The 21,638-nt window shown below is 63.9% G+C and carries 21 protein-coding genes; 15 read left to right on the top strand and 6 right to left on the bottom strand.

Translation table 11 applies throughout. The annotated features are described in order from the left end of the window. Positions 1-87: 87 nt before the first annotated feature. Positions 88-459, bottom strand: a complete 372-nt coding sequence (locus AB6N07_RS20380; RefSeq protein WP_370674883.1) for a winged helix-turn-helix transcriptional regulator — start codon at positions 457-459, stop codon at positions 88-90. Positions 460-588: 129 nt separating this feature from the next. On the opposite strand from AB6N07_RS20380, the gene AB6N07_RS20375 reads away from it, so the two are divergent. Continuing rightward, the gene (locus tag AB6N07_RS20375; RefSeq protein WP_370674882.1) at positions 589-1,431 is read left to right on the top strand and encodes an SDR family oxidoreductase; all 843 of its coding nucleotides are present in this window, start codon (positions 589-591) and stop codon (positions 1,429-1,431) included. Between the two features lie 24 nt (positions 1,432-1,455). On the opposite strand, the gene AB6N07_RS20370 is transcribed toward AB6N07_RS20375, so the two are convergent. The 3 genes from AB6N07_RS20370 to AB6N07_RS20360 all read right to left on the bottom strand — a co-directional run bounded on the left by AB6N07_RS20370 (position 1,456) and on the right by AB6N07_RS20360 (position 4,329). Beyond that, the gene (locus tag AB6N07_RS20370) at positions 1,456-2,328 is read right to left on the bottom strand and encodes an MBL fold metallo-hydrolase (RefSeq protein WP_370674881.1); all 873 of its coding nucleotides are present in this window, start codon (positions 2,326-2,328) and stop codon (positions 1,456-1,458) included. Beyond that, entirely contained in the window at positions 2,325-2,756 is a 432-nt protein-coding gene (locus AB6N07_RS20365) for a metallopeptidase family protein (protein ID WP_370674880.1), read from the bottom strand. The genes AB6N07_RS20370 and AB6N07_RS20365 overlap by 4 nt, the downstream gene beginning before the upstream one ends. A gap of 445 nt (positions 2,757-3,201) precedes the next feature. Further along, a complete protein-coding gene (locus tag AB6N07_RS20360) occupies positions 3,202-4,329 on the bottom strand; it encodes a PA0069 family radical SAM protein (RefSeq protein WP_370674879.1) in 1,128 nt (375 codons plus the stop codon). 264 nt (positions 4,330-4,593) lie between these two features. On the opposite strand from AB6N07_RS20360, the gene AB6N07_RS20355 reads away from it, so the two are divergent. The 3 genes from AB6N07_RS20355 (at position 4,594) to AB6N07_RS20345 (ending at position 7,245) form a co-directional block, all read left to right on the top strand. Further along, a complete protein-coding gene (locus tag AB6N07_RS20355) occupies positions 4,594-5,295 on the top strand; it encodes a glycosyltransferase (RefSeq protein WP_370674878.1) in 702 nt (233 codons plus the stop codon). A 107-nt stretch (positions 5,296-5,402) separates the two neighbouring features. Beyond that, positions 5,403-5,909, top strand: coding sequence for a DUF1993 family protein (locus AB6N07_RS20350; protein ID WP_370674877.1), 507 nt, complete (start codon positions 5,403-5,405; stop codon positions 5,907-5,909). Positions 5,910-6,084: 175 nt separating this feature from the next. Next, the gene (locus AB6N07_RS20345) at positions 6,085-7,245 is read left to right on the top strand and encodes a site-specific DNA-methyltransferase (protein WP_370674876.1); all 1,161 of its coding nucleotides are present in this window, start codon (positions 6,085-6,087) and stop codon (positions 7,243-7,245) included. A gap of 306 nt (positions 7,246-7,551) precedes the next feature. Here the strand turns inward: AB6N07_RS20345 and mutY are convergent, their stop codons facing one another. Next, on the bottom strand, positions 7,552-8,631 hold the full coding sequence (gene mutY / locus AB6N07_RS20340) for an A/G-specific adenine glycosylase (protein ID WP_370674875.1): 1,080 nt from the start codon (positions 8,629-8,631) through the stop codon (positions 7,552-7,554). 48 nt (positions 8,632-8,679) lie between these two features. Between mutY and AB6N07_RS20335 the strand changes: the two genes are divergently transcribed. The 8 genes from AB6N07_RS20335 to AB6N07_RS20300 all read left to right on the top strand — a co-directional run bounded on the left by AB6N07_RS20335 (position 8,680) and on the right by AB6N07_RS20300 (position 16,628). Next, on the top strand, positions 8,680-9,207 hold the full coding sequence (locus AB6N07_RS20335) for a DUF721 domain-containing protein (protein ID WP_370674874.1): 528 nt from the start codon (positions 8,680-8,682) through the stop codon (positions 9,205-9,207). Between the two features lie 173 nt (positions 9,208-9,380). Beyond that, positions 9,381-10,031: a DsbA family protein gene (locus tag AB6N07_RS20330; protein ID WP_370674873.1), complete on the top strand. Its 651-nt coding sequence runs from the start codon at positions 9,381-9,383 to the stop codon at positions 10,029-10,031. A gap of 141 nt (positions 10,032-10,172) precedes the next feature. Beyond that, a complete protein-coding gene (locus AB6N07_RS20325) occupies positions 10,173-13,631 on the top strand; it encodes a chromosome segregation SMC family protein (protein ID WP_370674872.1) in 3,459 nt (1,152 codons plus the stop codon). Between the two features lie 247 nt (positions 13,632-13,878). After that, the gene (locus AB6N07_RS20320) at positions 13,879-14,253 is read left to right on the top strand and encodes an AtpZ/AtpI family protein (RefSeq protein WP_370674871.1); all 375 of its coding nucleotides are present in this window, start codon (positions 13,879-13,881) and stop codon (positions 14,251-14,253) included. A gap of 69 nt (positions 14,254-14,322) precedes the next feature. Then, on the top strand, positions 14,323-15,081 hold the full coding sequence (locus tag AB6N07_RS20315; protein ID WP_370674870.1) for a F0F1 ATP synthase subunit A: 759 nt from the start codon (positions 14,323-14,325) through the stop codon (positions 15,079-15,081). 64 nt (positions 15,082-15,145) lie between these two features. Next, a complete protein-coding gene (locus tag AB6N07_RS20310) occupies positions 15,146-15,373 on the top strand; it encodes a F0F1 ATP synthase subunit C (protein ID WP_026789496.1) in 228 nt (75 codons plus the stop codon). Positions 15,374-15,520: 147 nt separating this feature from the next. Further along, on the top strand, positions 15,521-16,135 hold the full coding sequence (locus AB6N07_RS20305; RefSeq protein ID WP_370674869.1) for an ATP F0F1 synthase subunit B: 615 nt from the start codon (positions 15,521-15,523) through the stop codon (positions 16,133-16,135). A gap of 10 nt (positions 16,136-16,145) precedes the next feature. Next, positions 16,146-16,628, top strand: a complete 483-nt coding sequence (locus tag AB6N07_RS20300; protein WP_370674868.1) for an ATP F0F1 synthase subunit B — start codon at positions 16,146-16,148, stop codon at positions 16,626-16,628. Positions 16,629-16,677: 49 nt separating this feature from the next. Here the strand turns inward: AB6N07_RS20300 and AB6N07_RS20295 are convergent, their stop codons facing one another. Beyond that, on the bottom strand, positions 16,678-17,373 hold the full coding sequence (locus tag AB6N07_RS20295) for a ribonuclease HII (RefSeq protein ID WP_370674867.1): 696 nt from the start codon (positions 17,371-17,373) through the stop codon (positions 16,678-16,680). Between the two features lie 146 nt (positions 17,374-17,519). Here AB6N07_RS20295 and aroC point away from each other — a divergent pair, with 146 nt between their 5' ends. From aroC to AB6N07_RS20280, 3 genes are all read left to right on the top strand, one after another. After that, on the top strand, positions 17,520-18,638 hold the full coding sequence (gene aroC, locus AB6N07_RS20290) for a chorismate synthase (RefSeq protein ID WP_370674866.1): 1,119 nt from the start codon (positions 17,520-17,522) through the stop codon (positions 18,636-18,638). 9 nt (positions 18,639-18,647) lie between these two features. Beyond that, the gene (locus AB6N07_RS20285) at positions 18,648-19,175 is read left to right on the top strand and encodes an N-acetyltransferase family protein (protein WP_370674865.1); all 528 of its coding nucleotides are present in this window, start codon (positions 18,648-18,650) and stop codon (positions 19,173-19,175) included. A gap of 224 nt (positions 19,176-19,399) precedes the next feature. Next, on the top strand, positions 19,400-21,529 hold the full coding sequence (locus AB6N07_RS20280) for a methyl-accepting chemotaxis protein (RefSeq protein ID WP_370674864.1): 2,130 nt from the start codon (positions 19,400-19,402) through the stop codon (positions 21,527-21,529). Positions 21,530-21,638 lie beyond the last annotated feature (109 nt).

Genomic DNA, 21,638 nt, shown 5'->3' with positions numbered 1-21,638 from the left:
TCTCCCGGAAGGCAATCAGCCAGCCCGGCGATAGCATGGACGGCGTGACCAAAAAAGCGTGGGATTGCCGATGCCTGCGTCTTTGGCCTAGCTGGACGCGTTGTTAGCATCATATGCGGCCTGGGCTGCGAGGACCGCGTCCATGTTGCGCTCCGCCCAATGAGCGAACGCGGCGACCGTCTCCGTCAGTGTGTGGCCAAGCGGGGTCAGCGCATAGTCCACGCTGACGGGAACGGTTGGACGGACGGTGCGTTCTATAAGACCGTCCCGCACCAGTCGCTTCAGAGTCTGCGACAAAACTTTCTGCGACAAGCCCCGAATGTCATGTCGGAGATGATTGAAGCGCACCGGGCCGTCATGCAACCGGTCCAGCACCAGAAGCGCCCATTTGTCGGCCAATCGGTCGAGGACCATGCGGGTTGGACAGCGATCGTCGAAGACGTCGTAAGAGGGGTTCATCAGCGTCCTTTCGGGTGGGTTTCCCGGGGGAAACCAAGGCACTGGAAACTGCCTTCTTTTCGGGATTTCTAGAATTGACTATGTTTCAACTAGAAACGCAGTTTCCAGTAGATACTAAGGAGTTTTAAAATGGCTGGCAAGATTCTGGTTCTGGGTGCCACCGGCAACATCGGGCGGCCGCTCATCAAGGCGCTGATGGCACGCGGTGAGGCGGTCAAGGCGGCGTCGCGTAGCGGCAAGCCGGTCGACGGTGCCGAGGGTGTGGTTTTCGACGTGGTCGATCCCATGACCTTTCCCACCGCCTTCGAGGGCGTCGATCGTGCCTTCGTCATGCTGCCGGGCGGCTATACGGAGGCCAAGGCGCTGCTGCTGCCGGTCATTGAGGCGGCTGCGACGCGTGGCGTGAAAGTGGTGTTGCTATCGGTGCTCGGCGTTGACGCCGACGATTCCATTCCCTACCGCCAAGCGGAAATCGCGCTCGAGAAATCTGGCGTGCGGTGGGTCGTTCTACGCCCCAACTGGTTCACCGATAATTTCATCAATTACTGGAAGCCCGGCATTGCTGCGGCGGGCGTCATTGCCGTGCCGGCCGCCGACGGCAAATCGAGCTTCATCGACGTCCGCGATATCGCCGACAGCGCGGCCGCCGCGCTGACGACGGATCGTTTCGACGGCAAGGCGTTCAATCTCACTGGTCCCCAGGCGCTCGGATATGCCGAGGCCGCCGCGTTGATCTCCGATGCCATCGGCAAGCCGGTATCCTACCTTGCTGTTGACGATGATGCCTTCGTCGGCGCCCTCGTCGGTGCCGGGGTACCGGAGGTCTACGCCCGCTTCCTCGCTTCAATCTTCTATCCGGTTCGCCAAGGCTGGACGGCCGTCGTCACCGACGATGTGCGGACGTTGACCGGCCATCCGGCGCGCGCGGTTACCGCGTGGGTGAAGGAGAATGCCGAGGCGTTGAAGGGCTGAGGGGGCGATGGCAGCGGCTCGGTTTCAGAGCCCGGCCGCTGCGACAGCCTTGAGATTGGCCGCGTGTACCACCTCGTAGGGCTGAAAATAGCCGATCCGGCCGGAGGCCACGTCACCGGCAACGAAGGCGGAGAGTGGCGTGCCGTCGCGCCCCTCGCCAACGACAAGTCGTGAGAGATAGTCGCGGTTGGCCGTGATGAGGCCTCCGTCGTAGCCGCCAGTCGCGATCCGGTCGGGCGCACCGTGGGCCGGCAGGATGCGCCGGGCAGGGAGGGCAGCGAGCCGCCCGAGTTCGGCGATATGCGTCGTCGTGTGTTCCACCTCGGAAATGTAGGTCACGGTGTCCTCGACCACATCGCCAGCGAGAAGCAGCTCGGCGTCGGGCAGCCACAGCACGACTCCGTCGGCACTGTGGATGGCGAAATGCATGGCCTCGACGCTACGGCCGCCAACAGTGAGCATCAGACCGTCGTCGAACGTATCGGTCGGCAACACCAGCGGTTTGATCGGCGGGTAGCCACCTTCGAGTTTGTCGCGGTTGGCGGCAAGCGCTTCGCGGGTCAGACGGTGGGCGATAATTGGCCCGTCCGCAAAGACGGCATTTCCTGCAACATGGTCGTCGTGCCAGTGGCTCAGCACCAAGGTGAAGCGCGTGACACCGAGTCCTTCAAGATGGTGGCGAACGGCACAGGCGTGGTCGAGCGAGATATGACTATCGAAGACCAGCGCCTCGTCGCCTCCGACGATGGCATAGGAGGCGATGCCGAGACTGTAGGCGCCGTCGTCAAGCCAGTTCGCAGCTGTGGAGTGCAGGCGGACGCCGGGCACGCGCCCATCATAATAGGCGAACACGCCCGGCGCTGGTTCAAGGATGCGCAGCGTGCTCGTATCGGTCATGGCTCGTTGTCCTCGATGTCATCTATGTCGTCGTCGCTCAGGCCAAAATGGTGGCCGATCTCATGAACGAGCACATGGCTGACGATGTCGCCAAGCGTCTCCTCATGCTCGGCCCAATAGTCGAGAATGGGGCGACGATAGAGCCAGATGCGGTTGGGCAGGCGACCTGTCTCCGGCACCGCGGCGTCGTGGGCAAGACCGGTACCGACAAACAGGCCGAGAATGTCAAAATCGCTCTCGAGCTCCATTTCCTTGACGACGTCCTCATCGGGAAAGTCGGCCACGCGGATCTCGATTTCGCCGGTCAGCGCCCGGAAATCGGCCGGAAGCGCGGCATAGGCTTCGGCTGCCATGGCCTCGAAGTCGTCGAGCTCCGGCGCTTTCAGGTCCTTCCAGGCGAATTTCGCACCACCGCCGAAGAGCTTCATCCTTGTCTCCCGCCATCCTTCGATCAGGCTTCAGAAGTGTCGTTGGAACGAGGAGACGTCAAGGGAGAAGAAAACGGCGGCGCCCTGAACGGAAACCGGCAGGTTGAACTGGTTTCGTATTGGCGCCATCTTGAAAGCAGCGTTGCAGGCTCTGCAAAGCCTTTTCCAATTTGCCGTTGTCGCCTGCCAAAGAAAGCTTCCGGAACGCGATGCGAACGAGAGACTGGCTGCTGCTTGTTCTTGTCCTGTTTGTGGGTACATGGATCGTCTACGTTGGAACGCGCCTCAGCCCCAAAGGGTGCGTCGAGCATTCTGGTCTTTGGCGCTTCATGACGGCCGAGTGCGAGGGGCGCTCGATCTGGCAACCCGAACCGTAGCTTCCTTGACGCTCCTTGGGGGGATGGTATTCCTCGACATCCTATAGCGTTTGTTCGTTATTTGTTCTTTAGAACAAACTAAGCTGGACGCCGCCATTGCCGGGTTTCAGGAACTTTTCCGTGTCGAGCTTGACCTTATGCTTGTTGAGACCGAGGCGCTTGGTGGTCAGCTCGAACCTCCGGCCTATCTGCCAAGCGTAGGGGCCGGTGCCGCGCATGCGCTTGCCCCATTCCGCGTCGTAGTCCTTGCCGCCGCGCATCGACTTCAGCACGTTCATGACGTGCCGATAACGGTCGGGCAGCTCGCGCAGAAGGAATTCGCGGAAGATTTCCGACACCTCGAGCGGCAGGCGTAGCAGCACGTAGCCGGCCTCGCGAGCGCCGAAGGTGTGGGCAGCCTCCAGAATGCGCTCGATCTCGCTGTCGGTGACCGCCGGAATGATCGGCGCCATCATGACGCCGACTGGAATGCCGGCTTCCGTAAGTTTCTGGATTGCTTCGAGGCGTCGCTGTGGGCTGGAGGCGCGCGGCTCCATGGCGCGCGCCAGCCGGCGATCGAGCGTCGTGATGGAAATAGCCACCTTGACCAGCCCTTGGGCGGCCATCGTCTGGAGAATGTCGATATCGCGCAGGACCAGCGCCGATTTGGTGATGATCAGTGCCGGGTGTTGGGTCTTCGCCAGGACTTCCAGCACGCGCCGGGTGATCTTCTGCTCCTTCTCGATCGGCTGGTAGGCGTCGGTAGCCGTACCGATGGCGATCACCTTCGGCTGGTAGGACGGCGCACCGAGCTGGCGGTCCAGCACTTCGGCGGCGTTGGTCTTGGCATAGAGGTGGGTCTCGAAGTCGAGTCCCGGCGACAAGCCGAGATAGGCGTGGTTTGGTCGGGCATAGCAGTAGACGCAACCATGCTCGCAACCACGGTAGGGGTTGAGCGAACGATCGAAGGCGATGTCCGGACTGTCGTTGCGGGTGATGACTGAACGCGCCGGTTCGACCTGTACTGTCGTCTTGAACGGCGGCAGTTCCTCGCTGTCGCTCCAACCGTCGTCGAAGGTGGTGCGGGCATAAGCCTCGAACCGGCCCGAAGGGTTGATTCCGGCGCCTCGGCCGCGCCGGCGTCCGGCCGTGACCGCTGTGTCGGCGATCTCAGGCGCCGGGATGGGCTCTTCGAGGTTGCGACATGCGATGTTCATGATTTGATCTTAGGTGAAAATGAGAACAGGTCAAGAACATTGTTGAGTTCGACCACTAGCGGATTGGCTCTCGAAAAGGGGCGTCGGCTGGGTGGTGGTATAGGCGTTATGCGTCGGATGGCGGCCTCGCAAAACAGCGAAGATGAGATGACCGAAGCGTGCCGAAGGTCGAGGTTGGGAAGGGCGTGCGATGGTCGTCGGGCGATTGTTTGTCCGCGTTCGGACGGGCTCGCGCTTCCTGGGAAAACCCGCTAGAACGAAAGTATGATCTCGGTTGTCATACCCACCCGGAACAGCGAGGAAGCCCTCGTCCGCACGCTGTCGACGCTGGTCACCGGCGCCGCCGACGGAACGGTGCGCGAAGTCGTCGTGGTCGACGGCGGCTCGGAGGATCAGACGCGTCTCGTCGCGGAGGGGACCGGCTGCGATCTCATTTCCGCCGCGGGGGGCGCCTGGGCGCGTTGCGCCATTGGAGCGGCCGCTGCCCAGCGCGGTGAATTCCTGATGTTCCTGCGCCCGGGGGTCCTACTCGATCCAGGCTGGGAGAGCGATTTCCAGGCGACCGCCGAGCGGCGTCTTAGGCATGGTGACAGCCGTTTCGTGGCTGTCTTCCGCCTCGCTTCCGACGACGATACGCTCGGCGGCGGCCTGAAGCACTATCTGCTGCGCCTGTTCGGCCGTTGTGCCGGTGTAACGCATCCCGACCAGGGCATGATCATCTCGCGCGGCTACTTCCGCGAACTCGGCGGTTTCAGCCGGCGCGACGGCCTAGCCGGCATCGATCTCATCCGCCGTGCCGGACACCGTCGCCTCGTTCGCCTGAGGACTCCCGTGGTGCGGGTGATTGCCGACGGCCAGGATGCGACGATCGCCGGTGGCGGCGCCCTCGGCGCTTTGGCGGGCCTGCTGCTCGCCATTCGCCTTCCCATCGGTGTGGTCGCCGGGCTCACGGGCCGTCGGGTCTGACGTTATCTCCGAGAGTTGACTGGTTGAGTCTGCCATTGCCGGGTAATGAGGCGCGTGCAGAGCAGGGACACCATTGGAAGTGTCCCGCCAGCCGGAAGGATTCCCCCATGACCATCGAGCTTCATGCCATCGCGGCGCCGGTATTCACGGCCCGCCTCAAGTCCCTCGTCCATCTGTTGAAGATCGCCGAGGCCGAAGGTCCGGCGCGCGGCCTTTCCGAAGAGGCCGTGCTCGGTGCGCGCCTCGCCTCGGACATGTTCGACCTGAAGCGGCAGGTCCAGATCGCGACCGATCATGCAAAAGGGGCGATGGCGCGCCTCGCCGGGATTGACGTTCCTTCCTTCCCCGACAGCGAGCAGACCTTTAGCGAGCTTTACGCGCGCATCGACAAGACGCTCGCTTTCGTTGCATCGGTACCGGCCTCGGCCGTCGACGGCCGTCAGGAGGCGATCGTCACGCTGAAGCTTCGCCACGAGACGATGGAGCTCAAGGCGTTCGACTACCTGCAGGGCTTCGCCATTCCCAACTTCTATTTCCACCTGACCACCGCCTATGACATTTTGCGCCATCTCGGCATGCCGGTCGGCAAGCGCGATTTTCTCTGGCAGGAATGACGGCGGGAGCGGCAGCATTCGCCCCTGCCGCCGGTATGGTTAACAAACCATTGAAATAATTAATCAATGACGATTCCCGTCGTTTAACTCCGAATTTACCCTGCCGGGGCAGATTGGTTTTCGGCAGGGGCGTGAAGACCCCCTCCTGTTTGTTTTGCGTCGGAGTGGGAGAGCCATGAGTGTACTGCGTCAGCGGGCGGCTGCGTCGTCGTCCGAGGTTTCTCTCCACTCCCCTGCCGCGTCGCCGTCGCCTGATTGGCTCGACAGCGTCATCGTCGGCGACTGTGTCGCCGCGCTGGAGCGCCTGCCCAAGGCGTCGGTCGACCTGATTTTTGCCGACCCGCCCTACAACCTGCAGCTTGGCGGCGATCTTACCCGTCCCGACCAGTCGAAGGTCGATGCCGTCGATGACGACTGGGACCGCTTCGATAGTTTCGAAGCCTACGACGCCTTCACGCGAGCCTGGCTGCTTGCCTGCCGGCGGGTGTTGAAGCCGACCGGTACCATCTGGGTGATCGGTTCCTACCACAACATCTTCCGCGTCGGCTCGATCATGCAGGACCTCGGGTTCTGGGTGCTCAACGACGTCATCTGGCGCAAGGCCAACCCGATGCCCAACTTCAAGGGCAAGCGCTTCACCAACGCGCACGAGACGCTCATCTGGGCGTCGCGCGACCGGGAAGCCAAGGGCATCACCTTCAATTACGAGGCCATGAAGGCCTTCAACGACGATCTCCAGATGCGATCCGACTGGTTGCTGCCGATCTGTACCGGTGGCGAGCGGCTGAAAAATGCCGACGGCGACAAGGTGCATCCGACGCAGAAACCGGAGGCTTTGCTCTGGCGCGTGCTGATGTCGTCTTCAAAGCCCGGCGACGTTATCCTCGACCCGTTCCTGGGAACCGGTACCTCGGCGGCCGTCGCCAAACGGCTGGGCCGGCATTACGTCGGCGTCGAGCGGGATAGCACCTACGCCAATTTTGCGCGGGATCGGATCGCCTCGGTCGAGAGGGCGCCCGATGATGGCCTTGCGGTTGTCACGCCTCGGCGGGCCGAGCCACGCGTTCCCTTTGGCTCACTGATCGAGGCTGGTCTGATCCAGCCGGGCGACAAGCTCTGCGATGCCCGCCGTCGCCATGTTGCCACCGTTCGTGCGGACGGCTCGATTGCCGCTGGCACAGTTGCCGGGTCGATCCACAAGGTCGGCGCCTCGCTGCAAGGGCTCGAGGCCTGCAATGGCTGGACCTACTGGCATGTCGAAAAGCAAGGTGCGCTGGTTCTGATCGACGAATTGCGCAGCCGGATCCGCAGCGAATTCGCCGCCGCTGGTGCTTGAACGACCGCGCTTTGATCCGCGCATAAAGAAGGCTCCCCGATCAGTTCGGAGAGCCATTTCTTCTTTGCTCAGTTTTTAAGCCCGTGCCCTACGGCATGCAGGCTGGCTTGCCCTCAAAATCTATGTCGTTCGAACCTTCCGCGCTGGATTAGCCCAACCCACCGCTGGTCGATCAAATGACTATCGGGCCATGCCCCAATGGAAGTCATTATCTCACCCATACCGTTAACCACCAAGTAAACTGTGATGCGACCAAGGTCGCAAAATGGCTGGATTTCGACGGTCTCTGATTGCGGGAGTGTGCGGTCACATCTTGGGCGTGCCGCGCCTTTGCCGCGCCGGTCGACCTGTGGCCGCCTCCACAACCTTGCGCATCACGGAAGGCAGCGCCTCACCCGCGACGGCCGCGGCCTCCAGCCAAAAACAGTCGGCCGGCGGCGGCCGGTCGCCGACCTCCGCTCCCTTCACCGACAACACGAGGTGGAAGTGGGTGAAGGTATGCTCCACGTCGCCGGCACTTTTCCAATCGGCCTGGAAGGGTGGGGTAGCCTCGGGCGCCGCGTCTTCTTTCCAGTCGCTGCCGGGGACTTCCAGCATGCCGCCCAGCAGCCCCTTGTCGGGGCGTCTGCGCACCAGAAGCGCGCCGTCATACCGATGGGCGACGAAGGCGGTGCCGTAGCGCGTCGGCCGCTCGGCCTTGGCTCGTCGGCGCGGCAAGGTGTCGGCATCGCCGCGTCGGCGGGCGAGGCAGGGCTCCGACCAGGGGCAGAGGGCACAGGCAGGACGCTTCGGCGTACAAATGGTGGCGCCGAGATCCATCATCGCCTGCGCGAAATCGCCGGGGCGTTTGTCTGGCGTCAGCGTCGCCGTCAGGCGGCGGATCTCCGGTTTGACATCGGGAAGCGGCGCTTCCAGTGCGAACAGCCGGGCAACCACCCGTTCAACATTGCCGTCGACGACGGCGGCCGGCGTGTCGAAGGCGATGGCGGCGATGGCCGCCGCCGTATAGGGACCGATGCCGGGCAGGGTGGCAAGACCTTCCACCGTTTCTGGAAAACGGCCGCCGTGATCGCGCGTCACCGCTTCGGCGCAGGCCTTGAGATTGCGGGCGCGCGAGTAGTAGCCAAGCCCGGCCCAGGCGGCCATCACGTCATCGCGCGGCGCGGCGGCGAGCGCTTGCAAGGTCGGCCAACGGGCCAGAAAATCCAGGAAATAGCTCTTGACGGCGGCTACCGTCGTCTGCTGCAGCATCACCTCGGAAAGCCAGATACGGTAAGGGTCGGGCAAGACGCCCAGCTTCCGATCCTCAGGCGGTATCCGCCAAGGCAATCGTCGGGCATGGACGTCGTACCAGTCGAGAAGGGCGGTGGCGGACGGCGCCGGCATATGGGATAACCTGAGCTATAGAACGGGACGCTGGAGGTTCCATAGCAGATGGCGCGCTTGAGAAAACCGGCTTTCGTCTACAAAGGGGTACGGCCGCTCGCCGACATCATCGCCGCGCCGCTCAGTGTCGCCTGCCGCAAACGCGGCTTTGCCACGCTCGACCTCGTCGCCCACTGGCCGGATATCGTCGGCCCCGCCTATGCTGAAACGACGGCCCCCGACCAGCTTTCCTGGCCGCGCCGGCCGAAAGGTTTGATCGGCGAGGAAGAGCACGAGCCGGCGGTCCTTACCGTGCGATGCTCGGGGGCGGCGGCCATGCGCCTGACGCTCGAAGCACCTCAGTTGATCGAGCGCATCAACACCTTTTTCGGCTATCGCGTCGTCGGTCGTCTCAGGCCTTTGCAACTGCCGCCGGTCAGGATTGGTCCGCGGCCGCGTCCGCGGCCGGCGCAGATTTCACCGGAGGCGGAGGCAAGGGTGCAGACGCTTGCCGCCGGCATCAACGATGACGGCCTCAAGGCGGCGGTTGAGCGGCTGGGGCGCGCGATCAGCGGCGATGTTCGCGGCCGGCGTTGAAAAGTAAGCCCGAACAGCGTCCCCGGCTACCCGCGCCATGTGGCGCCGCCACGAGTGGCTGGCGCACACGACGAACAAGACACGAAAAGCATCCTCTTCCCAATGACGCGCCCTTGCCATAATTTGTCGCCAATGACGGACCCGCTAGGGCCTGTTATCCGAAAGGGAACGACATGTTGACTCGCCGCCGCTTTCTTATGACCACTGCAATTGCCGCGGCCGGGTTTGCCGCCGTGGCATCGTTCCCCGGATTGGCCTTCGCTCAGGAGCCGCCGGCGACCGTCGACGTAACCGAGCTGATGAAGCCTGGCGTGCTGCCCGAAATGGCCCTCGGCAATCCCGACGCCAAGGTAAAGATCGTCGAATATATGTCGATGACTTGCAGCCACTGTGCCGATTTTCATAACAAGACCTTCGACGCGATCAAGACCAAGTACATCGACACCGGCAAGATTTACTTCGTGATCCGCGAATTTCCATTGGATCCGCTGGCCGCCGCCGGCTTCATGCTGGCGCGCAACGCGCCGGGCGGCAAGTATTTCGACGTGGTGTCCTATCTGTTCAAGACGCAGAGCCAGTGGGCCTTCGTCGATGATCCGCTGTCCGGCCTGCGCAACGTCTCCAAGCAGTTCGGCTATTCGCCCTCGACTTTCGAGGCGACGCTGACCGATCAGAAGTTGCTCGACAATATCAACGAGACGCGCAAGCACGGCGCCGATGCCTTTGGCATCACCGGAACCCCGACCTTCTTCATCAACGGCAAGCGGGAAGTCGGCTTCATGTCGGTCGACGAGATGTCGGCCAAGATCGATCCGCTGCTCTGATTCTCAACTGGTGATAACCGCCGGATATCAACAGGCCGCGATGCCCCGCCTCTTGCCGGCAGGGCGTCGCGGCCTTCATGATATGGTGGTCCATGGTACGGTCACACTCTATGAATAGGGTGTTGCCGAAGCGGATCGCCAATGCAGTTCGAGCGGCTGAAGATACAGGGCTTCAAGTCCTTCGTGGACTTCTCCGAGTTCGTCATCGAACCCGGCCTGACAGGCGTGGTCGGCCCCAACGGCTGCGGCAAGTCCAATCTCGTCGAGGCCATGCGCTGGGTGATGGGCGAAAGCTCCTACAAGGCGATGCGTGCCTCCGGCATGGACGATGTCATCTTTTCCGGCTCCGGCAAGCGGGCGGCCCGCAACGCGGCCGAAGTGACGCTGGTCCTCAGAAACGACCTGCGCACCGCGCCGCCCGCCTTCAATGACGCCGATCTTCTGGAGATCACACGTCGTATCGAACGACAGGCCGGGTCTTCCTACCGCATCAACGGCAAAGACGTACGCGCCCGCGACGTACAGCTATTGTTCGCCGATGCCTCTACCGGTGCCCGCTCGCCGGCCATGGTGCGGCAGGGACAGATCGGCGAATTGATCGCCGCCAAGCCGACGCAGCGCCGCACCATCCTGGAGGAAGCGGCTGGCATCTCTGGTCTGCATTCCCGGCGCCACGACGCCGAACTGCGTCTCAAGGGCGCCGAAACCAATCTCACGCGCATGGAAGACGTATTGCGGGAGATCGAGACGCGACTTGAAGGATTGCGCAAGCAGGCAAGGCAGGCGGCTCGCTACCGCAACCTCTCAGGTGACATCCGCAAGGCCGAAGCCACCGTCGCCTTCCTGCGGGTAAGCGATCTGATGACCCAGGTCGAGGAAGCCGAAGCGCAGATGACGGATAGCTTCGGCGCCGTTGCCGACGCCCAGACAGCCCAGACCGAGGCCGTTCGTCGCCAGGCGATCATCGCCCACGAACTGCCCGGCCTGCGCGATCGGGCCGTTGAAACAGCGGCGGCGTTGCAGCGGCTCCGCATCGCGCTCGCCGAATCCGAGGCGGAGGAGCGGCGCGCCCGCGAACGATTGGCGGAACTTTCGCGCCGCGCCGAGGAAATCGCGCGCGATCGTACTCGTGAGGCGGCCCTGGTGGCCGAAAACGACGAACGTCTGGCCGCCCTCGCCGACGAGGCGGAGACTCTGCTGGCTGAGGAGCTTGGCGAGGAGGAACGACGGGTTGAGGCTGAGGCGCTCGCCTCGGATATTGCCAGCCGTCTGGCCGAGATCGACGCTGAACTCGCCGCCGCGACCTCCGCCGAAGCCGAGGCCGCCGCGCTGAAGGGAGCGCTTGAACGCGAAATCCGCGACGCCGGTCTTCGTCTCGATCGTCTCCTGCGCGATCTCGAAGGGCTTGACGCCGAACTTTCGGAGCTGGACGAGCGGCTCAATGCCGACGACGCCATTGCCGCCGCGCGCGAGGAGATCGAGCTGGCCACCGCCATGGTGTTCGAGGCGGAAGCCGCTGTCGAGGATGCCGAGGCCAGCCGCCGCGCCGCCGAGGAAGAGCGCCTTGCCGCCACGGGGCCACTTGCCGACGCTGAACGCGAACTGCAGAAGCTCGATACCGAGGCGCGTACTTTGGCGAAGATGCTCGATATCGAGCACGGCCAGCTGTTCCCACCCCTGGTCGATCGCCTGACGCCGCAGAAGGGCTTCGAGACGGCGCTGGCCGCCGCCCTCGGAGAGGACATCGAGGCGCCGATGGACGATCGCGCCCCGGCTTATTGGACCATGCCCGGCAATGGTGCCGCCGATCCGTCGCTGCCGGACGGTGTGCCGCCACTTGCCAAGTTCGTTGATGGCCCTGACCTTATTGCCCGCCGCCTGCGCCAGATCGGCGTCATCAAGGCCGAGGATGCAGCACGACTACAGCCGTTGCTTGCCACCGGTCAGTTGTTGGTGACGCTCGACGGGGCTCTGTGGCGCTGGGACGGCTATGCCGCCGCCGCCGATGCGCCGACCGTCGCGGCTCGCCGGCTCGCCGCCCGCAATCGCCTTGCCGAGATCGACGCGCAGCGCGAAACGGCAAACGAACTCTGCGCCACGCGGCGTCAGGTGCTCGACGCTGCCGAGATCCGCCTTCGCGAGACCGAGGCGGAGGAGCGGGCTGCTCGCGAGGCAATCAAGGCCGCTGAACGCGCCGCCTCGGTCGCCCGCGATCAACTGTTGATGGCCGAACGGGCGCTGGCGGAGACAGTCGCCCGCCGTGCCGCCGCCGCCGGCCAGCGCGAGCGTCTCGCGGCCGACGTCGAAGACTTTGCCGCTCGCAAAACGGAGGCCGAGGAACGGTACGCCGAGCTCGCCGATGCGTCGGAGCTTGCGACCCGCGTCCAGGATCTCAGGAGCGAGGCGGCTGACACGCGCGCGCGCTTCTCGGAAGCCCGCTCCGCCGTCGAAATGATCCGCCGCGAGGGCGAGTTACGGAAGCGTCGCATGGAGGCGATCGAGCGCGAGCTGGCCGGCTGGGGCGATCGCGTCCGCCATGCCGCGGCGCATCTCGGCGAATTGGACGACCGGCTTGCCCAGGTGGAAGACGAACGGGCCGAACTGGTCGATCGCCCCGATGAGATCATTGAAGCCAGACGCGGCCTGATGCGGGCGATTGCCTCGGCCGAGGCCGCCAGCACCGAGGCCTCCGATCGCTTGCGCGATGGCGAGCTGCAGGCCGGCGAAGCCGATCGTACTGCCACGGAGGCTTTGGCTCGGCTTTCGACCATCCGCGAAGGTCGGGCGCGAGTCGAGGAGCGCCTCGCCGCCGCCAAGCAGCGGCTTGAGGAATATGCCGACGAGATCCGGGACCGCTTCGATGCGCCGCTCTTTGCCCTGCGCCAGCTCGCCGAGATCGACGATGCCGCGCCGTTGCCCGATATCGGCGGCGTGGAGACCCGGCTCGAACGGTTGAAGTTGGAGCGCGACAAGCTCGGCGGCGTCAATTTGCAGGCCGAGGCCGAACAGGCCGAGCTGGAGGGGCGCCTCGATACTCTTGTCAACGAGCGCGAAGATCTGATCGAGGCGATCCGCCGGCTGCGCCAGGGCATTCAGAACTTGAACCGCGAGGCGCGCGAGCGCCTGCTCAACGCCTTCGGTATCGTCAACGCCCACTTTCAGCGTCTGTTTGGGCACCTGTTCGGCGGTGGCACGGCTGAACTACAGCTCGTCGACGCCGAGGACCCGCTGGAAGCCGGCCTGGAGATTCTCGCTCGCCCGCCGGGCAAGAAGCCGCAGACCATGACGCTGCTCTCCGGCGGCGAACAGGCTCTGACGGCCATGGCACTGATCTTTGCCGTCTTCCTCACCAATCCCGCGCCGATCTGCGTACTCGATGAAGTGGACGCGCCGCTCGATGACGCCAATGTCGAACGCTATTGCGACCTCCTGGAAGAAATGGCCCGCTCGACCGAGACTCGTTTTGTGGTCATCACCCACAATCCCATCACCATGGCGCGAATGAACCGGCTGTTCGGCGTCACGATGGCTGAGCGCGGCGTGTCGCAACTGGTCTCAGTCGACCTCGAAACCGCCGAATCTTTCCGAGAGGCGAGCTGAGCCACTTGCCGCTTCCAGCCCCCTGTTGCGAGGCAGTGGCAGCTTAATCGATTATGCTCACCTCGACTAAGGTCGTAGTCTGTGGTGGGGTGTGGTTTCATCAGGAGAAATGGCATATAAATCAATGAAATGTTAAGACCCGTGCCAATCTTGACAGGCATCCGTGTGAACACTATGGTGCCGGCCAAATCAGGGATTACCCCGATCTTGCAGGGCCTTGGCGACTACGTTCTTGAGGATGCCGCCGATGGGTCAGGATGACGAACGGCCGGACGACGCCGGAAGCGATCCCCGCCTTAGGGCGTTGGGAGAGAAGCTGGCGGAAGCGCGGCGCGCTCCGTCCGAACCGGCGGGCGGCGGGCCTCAATCGTCTGGGCTCTCTGGTTTCGGCCAGGCGATGAAAGTCGGGTCGGAGTTCGTGGCTGGGGTGATCGTTGGCTTCGTGATCGGCTACACGATCGATCGGCTCTTCGGGACAACCCCGTGGGGCATGATTGTATTCTTGTTGCTGGGCTTTGCTGCCGGGACGCTGAACGTGATGCGTTCGGCGGGGGTGGCGAAGGATCCGTTTTCCGCCGGGTCGGGCAAGACGCCTGGACGGAATAAGGACGGCGAAGACTGAGTTAGAACGGCAGGGCGGGCTGGCCCGAGGCCGTAGTGCGGGCGAGATCGAGCGAGGGAGCTCCTCAAGGTGGCTGACGTAAGAACCGATCCCATCCATCAGTTTGGCATCCACAAGCTGGTGGACATCAATATTGACGGCTACGACGTCTCCTTCACCAACTCTTCGCTGTTCATGATATTGACGCTGGCAGCTATCGCGCTGGTACTGTTGTGGGGCACTTCGTCGCGTGCCGTGGTGCCGGGCCGGGCGCAGTCGGTGGCAGAGCTATCCTACGAATTTGTCGCCAATACGCTGAGAAACGCGGCCGGCGAGGGCGGCATGCGCTTTATGCCGCTGGTGTTCTCGCTATTCATGTTTGTGCTGACAGCCAACATATTCGGCATGGTGCCCTATTTCTTCACGGTGACCTCGCACATCATCGTCACGGCGGCCCTGGCGCTGCTGGTGATTTTCACGGTGACGATCTACGGGTTCTACAAGAACGGCACTCATTTCCTGAAGCTGTTCGTACCCTCGGGCGTGCCCATGGCTATTGTGCCGCTGGTGACGCTGATCGAGATCATTTCCTTCCTGTCGCGGCCGCTCAGCCTCGCCGTTCGTCTGTTCGCCAACATGTTGGCCGGCCATATCACCCTCAAGGTGTTCGCGGGCTTCGTGGTGACGCTAACCGGCTTCGGTGCCTTCGGCTTTCTCGGTGCGTTGTTGCCGCTGATCATGGTGGTGGCGCTGACCGCCCTCGAATTCCTGGTGGCTTTCCTCCAGGCTTACGTCTTCACGATCCTTACCTGCATGTACCTCAACGACGCCCTGCACCCGGGGCACTGAGGCCGGATCGACGAAGTTCACCCATCAAAACCGTCCAGGTCTTTGTTTCTTAAGGAGCGTTACAATGGAAGCTGAAGCCGCGAAGTACATCGGCGCTGGCCTTTCGACCATCGGCATCGCCGGTGCCGCCATCGGCCTCGGCAGCATCTTCGGCAATTATCTGTCGAGTGCCGTCCGTAATCCTTCGGCCGCTGATGGCCAGTTCGGTCGCCTGATCCTCGGCTTTGCCGTGACCGAAGCGCTCGGCATCTTCTCGCTGCTGATCGCCCTGTTGCTGCTGTTCGCCGTCTGATCGCGAGACAGTCGAAGCGAGTCCCTGTGGGGCTCGCAGCATGTCGCTGGCCGGTTTCCGGCCAGCCGTGACGAGCCGGCGCCTCGCGAGGTGATTTTCGCCTCGGGGCGCCGCTTGATCGTTATCATCCATGGAGCCTGAGCGTCGATGAGCTGGTTCATCAGCCAAGCCAACGCACAAGAGCCGGCAAGCGTTCCGGCAGAGGGCGGCCACGCGCCGACGGAAGCCGCCGGCTCGACGGTGGCGCACGGGGGCGGCGAACACGGTGGCACTTTCCCACCGTTCGATCCCTCGACTTTCCCCTCGCAGCTGTTCTGGCTGGCCATCGTCTTCATCGCGCTCTACGTCCTGATGGCCAAGAAGGTCATTCCGCAGATCGGTAGTATCTTCGAGGCACGCGCCGCGAAGATTGCCGGCGATCTTGCTGAAGCCGAAAAGGCCAAGGGGGAAACGGACGCTGCCATTGCTTCCTACGAGGCGTCGCTGGCCGCCGCTCGTAACAAGGCCAATGCCATCGCCCACGATACGCGCACCAAGGTCGCCCACGAGATTGACGGCCGGCGCCATGCCGCCGAAGGGCAGCTTGCCGCCAAGCTCTCTGAGACCGAAAAGCACATAGCCGACGTCAAGAATATCGCGCTCGACCATGTGTCGACGATCGCTACCGAGACGACCGAGGCGGTCGTCGAGGCGCTGCTCGGCAAGGTTGGTCGCGAGGAGGCCGCCGTGGCCGTCGCCGCCGTCTCGGCCGGCAAGCACTGAGGGGGCCACGATGCTCGACAACACCACTTGGGCCTTCGTCGGTCTGATCCTTTTCTTCGTCGTGCTCGCCTACTATGGGGTGTTCGGCACTGTTGGCCGCATGCTCGACAAGCGGGGCGAAGAGGTGACCGCTGAATTGGAAGCGGCTCAGCGCCTGCGCCGGGAAGCGGAAGCCCTTCTGGCCGAGTACCAGCAGAAGCGCGCCGCTGCCGAAAAGGACGCGGCCGAGATCATCGCTCACGCTGAAGACGAGGCAAAGCGCATGACGGCTGACGCGGAAGTGGCGCTCAAGGAGCTGATCGAGCACCGGACCCGCACCGTTGAGGCCAAGATCGCTCATGCCGAGGCGGCCGCCGTCGCCGAAGTGCGGGCCGTCGCCATTGACATGGCGATCGCCGCCTCGAGGCGGCTGCTGACCGAAAAGGTTCAGGGCGAGGTTGCCGCCGACCTTATCTCCAAGGGCGTTGATGAGGTAAAGGCTCGGTTCGGCTGAGCCGCTGGCGCCGATCGATACGGAACGAGGGGCCTTTGGGGCCCCTTTTTCATGGCTGCCTGCAACCCGCCCGCGCTTCGATGCATTCCCGGACCGGCCGGAAGCTGCGTCGATGGATGGGCGTCGGCCCCAGTTCGGTGAGCGCCCTCAGATGTTTGGCCGAGCCGTAGCCGACGTTGGTTTCGAAGCCGTAGCCGGGAAACGCGTCGGCATGGAGTTCCATCATGCGGTCGCGCATCACCTTGGCGACGACAGAAGCGGCGGCGATGGCGGCGACGCGAGCATCGCCCTTGACGATGGCGGCGCCCCGATAGCCGGCGGCAAGCAGCGCCGCGGGCACATCCCGTCCGTCGACGAGCACGCCCACCGGCTGTTCGGCCAGCGACCGTACCGCCCGGTTCATCGCCCATAGATTGGCGGCCAGAATATTCATGGAATCGATGCGCGCCGCCGACGCCGAGGCAACGGCGACGATATGATCGCGACAGATGGCTTCGAACATTTGTTCGCGCACACTGGGGCGAAGTTGCTTTGAATCGGTTAGCCCCTCGGGCAGTGGTGCGTCGGTGAGAATCACCGCCGCGGTCACCACCGGGCCGGCCAAGGGGCCACGGCCGACCTCGTCCACCCCAGCGACGGGGCCGCCCCAGCGGCGAGCGAAATCTTCTTCCATGCGACGGTCGCAGGCTTCGACGATAAGGCCCGAAAGAAGATCGTGGGAGGGGGAGGAAGCGGTACGAGGCATGAGCTGTCAGTAGGGGCGAATCAACATCTCAGCCATGATACGGCAGATTGGTGAAGCCGCAGCCATTTGACGTCCGCCTCCATGCCACATAAGAGAAATCCCAGATCGTTGCGGCCGCCGCCGCTCACCAATTCCTAGGCATCCCGATGTCACACAACAGCTTTGGACATCTCTTCCGCATCACCACATGGGGCGAAAGCCACGGCCCAGCGCTGGGTGTCGTTGTCGATGGTTGCCCCCCGGGTCTGCCGCTGACGGCTGAGTTCATCCAGGCCTTTCTTGACCGACGCAAGCCGGGCCAGTCACGTTTCGTGACGCAGCGGCGTGAGGATGACATCGTCGAGATTCTTTCCGGCGTGTTCGAGGATGACCGCACAGGCGGTCCCGTCACGACGGGAACGCCGATCTCGCTGCTCATCCGCAATACCGACCAGCGCTCCAAGGATTATGGCGACATCCGCGACAAGTACCGTCCCGGTCACGCCGATGTCGCCTACGATCTCAAGTATGGCGTCCGCGATTACCGTGGCGGCGGCCGCTCTTCCGCCCGCGAGACGGCGGCGCGCGTTGCCGCCGGTGCCGTGGCCCGCAAGGTTATCGATGGCGTGACCGTTCGCGGTGCTCTCGTCCAGATTGGCAAGGAAAAGATCGACCGCGCCAACTGGGACTGGAGTACGGTCAACGACAATCCGTTCTTCTGCCCCGATCCCCAGGCGGTGCCGCGCTTCGAGGCCTATCTCGACCGCGTCCGCAAGGCCGGCTCGTCGGTCGGCGCTGTGGTCGAGCTGGTGGCCGAGGGCGTGCCGGCCGGCTGGGGCGCCCCGATCTACGCCAAGCTCGATCAGGACCTTGCCTCGGCACTGATGTCGATCAATGCCGTGAAGGGCGTCGAGATTGGCGAGGGTTTCGCGGCCGCCGAACTCACCGGCGAGGCCAATGCCGACGAGATGCACATGGGCAATGACGGGACCATCCTGCATGGCTCGAACCATGCCGGCGGCATCCTTGGCGGTATCTCCACCGGCCAGCCGCTGGTGGCGCGCTTTGCCGTCAAGCCGACCTCGTCGATCCTGATCGACCGCCGCTCGGTATCGGCGGCCGGCGAGGACGTGGACGTCATGACGCGTGGCCGCCACGACCCTTGCGTCGGTATTCGTGCCGTGCCGGTGGGCGAGGCGATGATGGCGCTAGTGCTTGCCGACCACAAGCTGCGTCACAGAGGCCAGATCGGTCGCGATGGCGCTGTCGCCTTCCCGCTACGCTGATCACGCCCCATGGACGCGACAGCGGTCAGCCTTGCACCGCTAAACCCGGTGAACGATCTCGGTGCCGTGGGGGCGGTCTACCGCCGCGCCGCCGACTATCTGGAGCTTGAAAGCGGCCTGACGCCGGAAGAGGCTGCGCTTGCCTTCTTTGCGGATCGACCACCTACGAACATCGAAGAGCCGCTGAAGTTTGGCGTCCGCGATGATGACGGCGCGCTCGTTGCCATCGGTGACCTCGCATTCGGCTATCCCGAGCCGGGCGATGCCTATCTCGGTCTGCTGCTTCTCGTTCCGGAGATGCGCGATAAGGGCTTGGGCCGGGCGATACTCGGCGAGGTGAAACAGCTCGCGCAGGTACGTGGCGCATCACGCCTTCTGATTGGTGTTCTTGACGCCAACATACGGGCGCGCAGCTTCTGGGAAGGCCAGGGTTTCGAGCTAACGCGAACCAGCGGGCCGCATGCTTTCGGCGAACGGTGGCACGTTGTCCACCGTTTCGAAATGCTGCTGACGGGCATATCCGGGAATTGTGCCTAGAGGGACTGCAATCTTCTGGATATCGCGAATTCTTCATACTCGTTTTACCGCTTGTTTACGCGCGACCGCGCAGAAACTCAGACGAAAGTATCAGTCAAGGCGGGGACCAGTCATCGGCGGAGGCCGGACCGGTCTGTCGAATTTGGGTGAGGGCGTTTGTGCCCTTGCGCCGGCTTCGGCATCGCGAAAACAGGCGGTCCCGCGCCAATCTAGCGGGGACACGCATGCTGAAGTCGTTCACGGGGAGAATAGTTTTCGTCGTGCTGGTGTCCGCGCTGGCGCTGGCCGCTGCCCTGACCTTCGCAACGCAGCGAATGGCCGAACAGACGGTTACCGATCTCTCGGGCGAAGCCATCGTCACCGCTGCCGGTGCCCGCGCTGGCGCCTTGCAGGCCTGGATCGATAGCCTCTCCAGCCAGGCGGCAGCCGTTGCCTCCGCCTCTGCCCTTCAGGAGTCGGCGCGCGAATTCAAAAGTGGCTGGAACCAGCTGCTTGACGATGATCCGGGCGCCCGCCTGCGGCAGGTGTTTGTCGACGGCAACACGAACCCGCAACATCGCGAGGAGATGACCGCGGTCAGCGACACCTCGGAGCGCTATTTCATCTACCACGCGACCGGCCACAAGGCGGTCGCGTCTGCCCTGCGCGACACCGGCTTTGACGACCTCGTGCTATTCGACGACGGCGGCAAGGCCTACTACTCCTACGCCAAAGACGAATTGTTCGGCCGTCGCATCGCCGATGCCACAGACAAGCCGGCGCTGGTCGACGTGGTCAAGGCGATGATCCCGGCGCCGGGCGCCAAGCCAGCCGCACTCAAACCCGCTTTCACTGGCTTCATGCCGGACCCGTCCTCTACGGTCGGCCTCAGCAGCTATTTCGTGGCGCCCGTGATCATGGAGGGGCGCTTTGTCGCCGTGGTGGCGCTGCGCGTCAACATGGCGCAGGCAGCAAAGGTTCTGACCGACAAGACCGGCCTTGGTGCCACTGGACGTTCCATTCTTGTGTCCTCGGAAACCGGCTCCGGTTTCACCTTCGGCCAGACGGCGAAGGGCGACATGTCGATCGACCTCTCGGCCAATTCTCTGCGCAAGGCGACGGAGGGCCAGGTGTTCGAGGCGGAAATCGAACCTGGCATTGTCGAGCTGGCCGCCCTGGCGTCGGTGCGTCCCGGCTGGCAGGTGTTGTCCCTGCATGATCGCAGCGCCGCTCTGGCACCAGTCAAACGGCTGACGCTGATCCTCGTTGCCGTTGCCGCGGCGGTTCTGCTCCTCGTCGGCGGCATCGCGGTGCAGCTCACACGCCGTCTGACCCGCCCCCTGGCGACCCTGGCCACCGATGTCCGTCGGCTCGGTGCCGGCGAACTCGATGCCCAGTTGTCGGGGCGCGACCGCAAGGACGAGATCGGCGATCTTGCGCGTGCCGTCGATGTGTTCCGCGCCGCGGCCATCGAGCGGTTGCGGCTCGAAGAACAGCAGATCGCGGAAGGCCGTCGTCGCGAGAGCCGCCAGCAGGAGGTCGATCGTCTGGTCGCCTCATTCCGCGCCGAAGTACACAACACCATTGAGGCGGTTGCCCGTCGCATGGCCGATATGACCGCTACCGCCGCCGACCTGACGCAGGTTGCCGAGGAGACTACGGTCCGCACCGGTGAGGCGGCGCATGCCTCGTCGACGGCATCGGGCTCGGTGGGCTCGGTCGCCGCCGCAGCGGAAGAGCTGGACGCTTCGATCCGTAACCTTGGTACGCAGGTGAACTCCGCGCGCGATGTGGTCGAGAGTGCCACCCAGGGCGCCAATGCCGCCAACGCCAAGGTCGGCGGCCTGCGGGTTGCCTCCGAGGAGATTGGCAAGATCGTCACGCTGATCCAGTCGATCGCCGGCCAGACCAATCTTCTGGCGCTCAACGCCACCATCGAAGCGGCACGGGCCGGCGAGGCTGGTCGGGGCTTTGCCGTCGTCGCCTCGGAGGTGAAGAACCTTGCCGGCCAGACCGCCAAGGCGACCGAGGAAATTTCTCACCAGATCACGGCGATCCAGACCTCTTCCGAGGAAGCGGCCGAAGCTATCCAGGCGATTACCGACACCATGGCGACCGTCAATCGCTATACGGTCGCCATGGCCGACGCCATGGGCCAGCAGAGCGAGGCGACCACCTCGATCAGCGGCAACGTCCACGCCGCCGCAGCGGCCACCGGCTCGGTGCTCGGCATCGTCGAGCGCGTGGCCAGCGCGGCCGACGCCACCACGCGTTCGGCGCAGTCGGTGAAGGATAGCGCCGCCGATGTCGAGCGGGAGACCAAGGCATTGGAAGAACTGTTGGCCGACTTTCTCGATAAGGTAACGGCGGCCTGAGCGTGCATCTGGCCGGACGGGCGGAAGACCCTTCCGGCCGGCTTCGCCCCTCAAGGGCCATAAAGCCGCATTTCATGCCTTGACCGGAGCATGGGTGCCGCTAATTCTC

The organism is Pleomorphomonas sp. PLEO (assembly GCF_041320595.1).
GTDB lineage: Bacteria > Pseudomonadota > Alphaproteobacteria > Rhizobiales > Pleomorphomonadaceae > Pleomorphomonas.
Note: the sequence above shows the minus strand (reverse complement) of the source record. Positions and strands in the feature narration are given on the sequence as shown.

Bases quoted from the DNA above. Each gene is read 5' to 3' on its own strand.
- AB6N07_RS20380 (WP_370674883.1), bottom strand. From the start codon at position 459: ATGAACCCCTCTTACGACGTCTTCGACGATCGCTGTCCAACCCGCATG.
- AB6N07_RS20375 (WP_370674882.1), top strand. From the start codon at position 589: ATGGCTGGCAAGATTCTGGTTCTGGGTGCCACCGGCAACATCGGGCGG.
- AB6N07_RS20370 (WP_370674881.1), bottom strand. From the start codon at position 2,328: ATGACCGATACGAGCACGCTGCGCATCCTTGAACCAGCGCCGGGCGTG.
- AB6N07_RS20365 (WP_370674880.1), bottom strand. From the start codon at position 2,756: ATGAAGCTCTTCGGCGGTGGTGCGAAATTCGCCTGGAAGGACCTGAAA.
- AB6N07_RS20360 (WP_370674879.1), bottom strand. From the start codon at position 4,329: ATGAACATCGCATGTCGCAACCTCGAAGAGCCCATCCCGGCGCCTGAG.
- AB6N07_RS20355 (WP_370674878.1), top strand. From the start codon at position 4,594: ATGATCTCGGTTGTCATACCCACCCGGAACAGCGAGGAAGCCCTCGTC.
- AB6N07_RS20350 (WP_370674877.1), top strand. From the start codon at position 5,403: ATGACCATCGAGCTTCATGCCATCGCGGCGCCGGTATTCACGGCCCGC.
- AB6N07_RS20345 (WP_370674876.1), top strand. From the start codon at position 6,085: ATGAGTGTACTGCGTCAGCGGGCGGCTGCGTCGTCGTCCGAGGTTTCT.
- mutY (WP_370674875.1), bottom strand. From the start codon at position 8,631: ATGCCGGCGCCGTCCGCCACCGCCCTTCTCGACTGGTACGACGTCCAT.
- AB6N07_RS20335 (WP_370674874.1), top strand. From the start codon at position 8,680: ATGGCGCGCTTGAGAAAACCGGCTTTCGTCTACAAAGGGGTACGGCCG.
- AB6N07_RS20330 (WP_370674873.1), top strand. From the start codon at position 9,381: ATGTTGACTCGCCGCCGCTTTCTTATGACCACTGCAATTGCCGCGGCC.
- AB6N07_RS20325 (WP_370674872.1), top strand. From the start codon at position 10,173: ATGCAGTTCGAGCGGCTGAAGATACAGGGCTTCAAGTCCTTCGTGGAC.
- AB6N07_RS20320 (WP_370674871.1), top strand. From the start codon at position 13,879: ATGGGTCAGGATGACGAACGGCCGGACGACGCCGGAAGCGATCCCCGC.
- AB6N07_RS20310 (WP_026789496.1), top strand. From the start codon at position 15,146: ATGGAAGCTGAAGCCGCGAAGTACATCGGCGCTGGCCTTTCGACCATC.
- AB6N07_RS20305 (WP_370674869.1), top strand. From the start codon at position 15,521: ATGAGCTGGTTCATCAGCCAAGCCAACGCACAAGAGCCGGCAAGCGTT.
- AB6N07_RS20300 (WP_370674868.1), top strand. From the start codon at position 16,146: ATGCTCGACAACACCACTTGGGCCTTCGTCGGTCTGATCCTTTTCTTC.
- AB6N07_RS20295 (WP_370674867.1), bottom strand. From the start codon at position 17,373: ATGCCTCGTACCGCTTCCTCCCCCTCCCACGATCTTCTTTCGGGCCTT.
- aroC (WP_370674866.1), top strand. From the start codon at position 17,520: ATGTCACACAACAGCTTTGGACATCTCTTCCGCATCACCACATGGGGC.
- AB6N07_RS20285 (WP_370674865.1), top strand. From the start codon at position 18,648: ATGGACGCGACAGCGGTCAGCCTTGCACCGCTAAACCCGGTGAACGAT.
- AB6N07_RS20280 (WP_370674864.1), top strand. From the start codon at position 19,400: ATGCTGAAGTCGTTCACGGGGAGAATAGTTTTCGTCGTGCTGGTGTCC.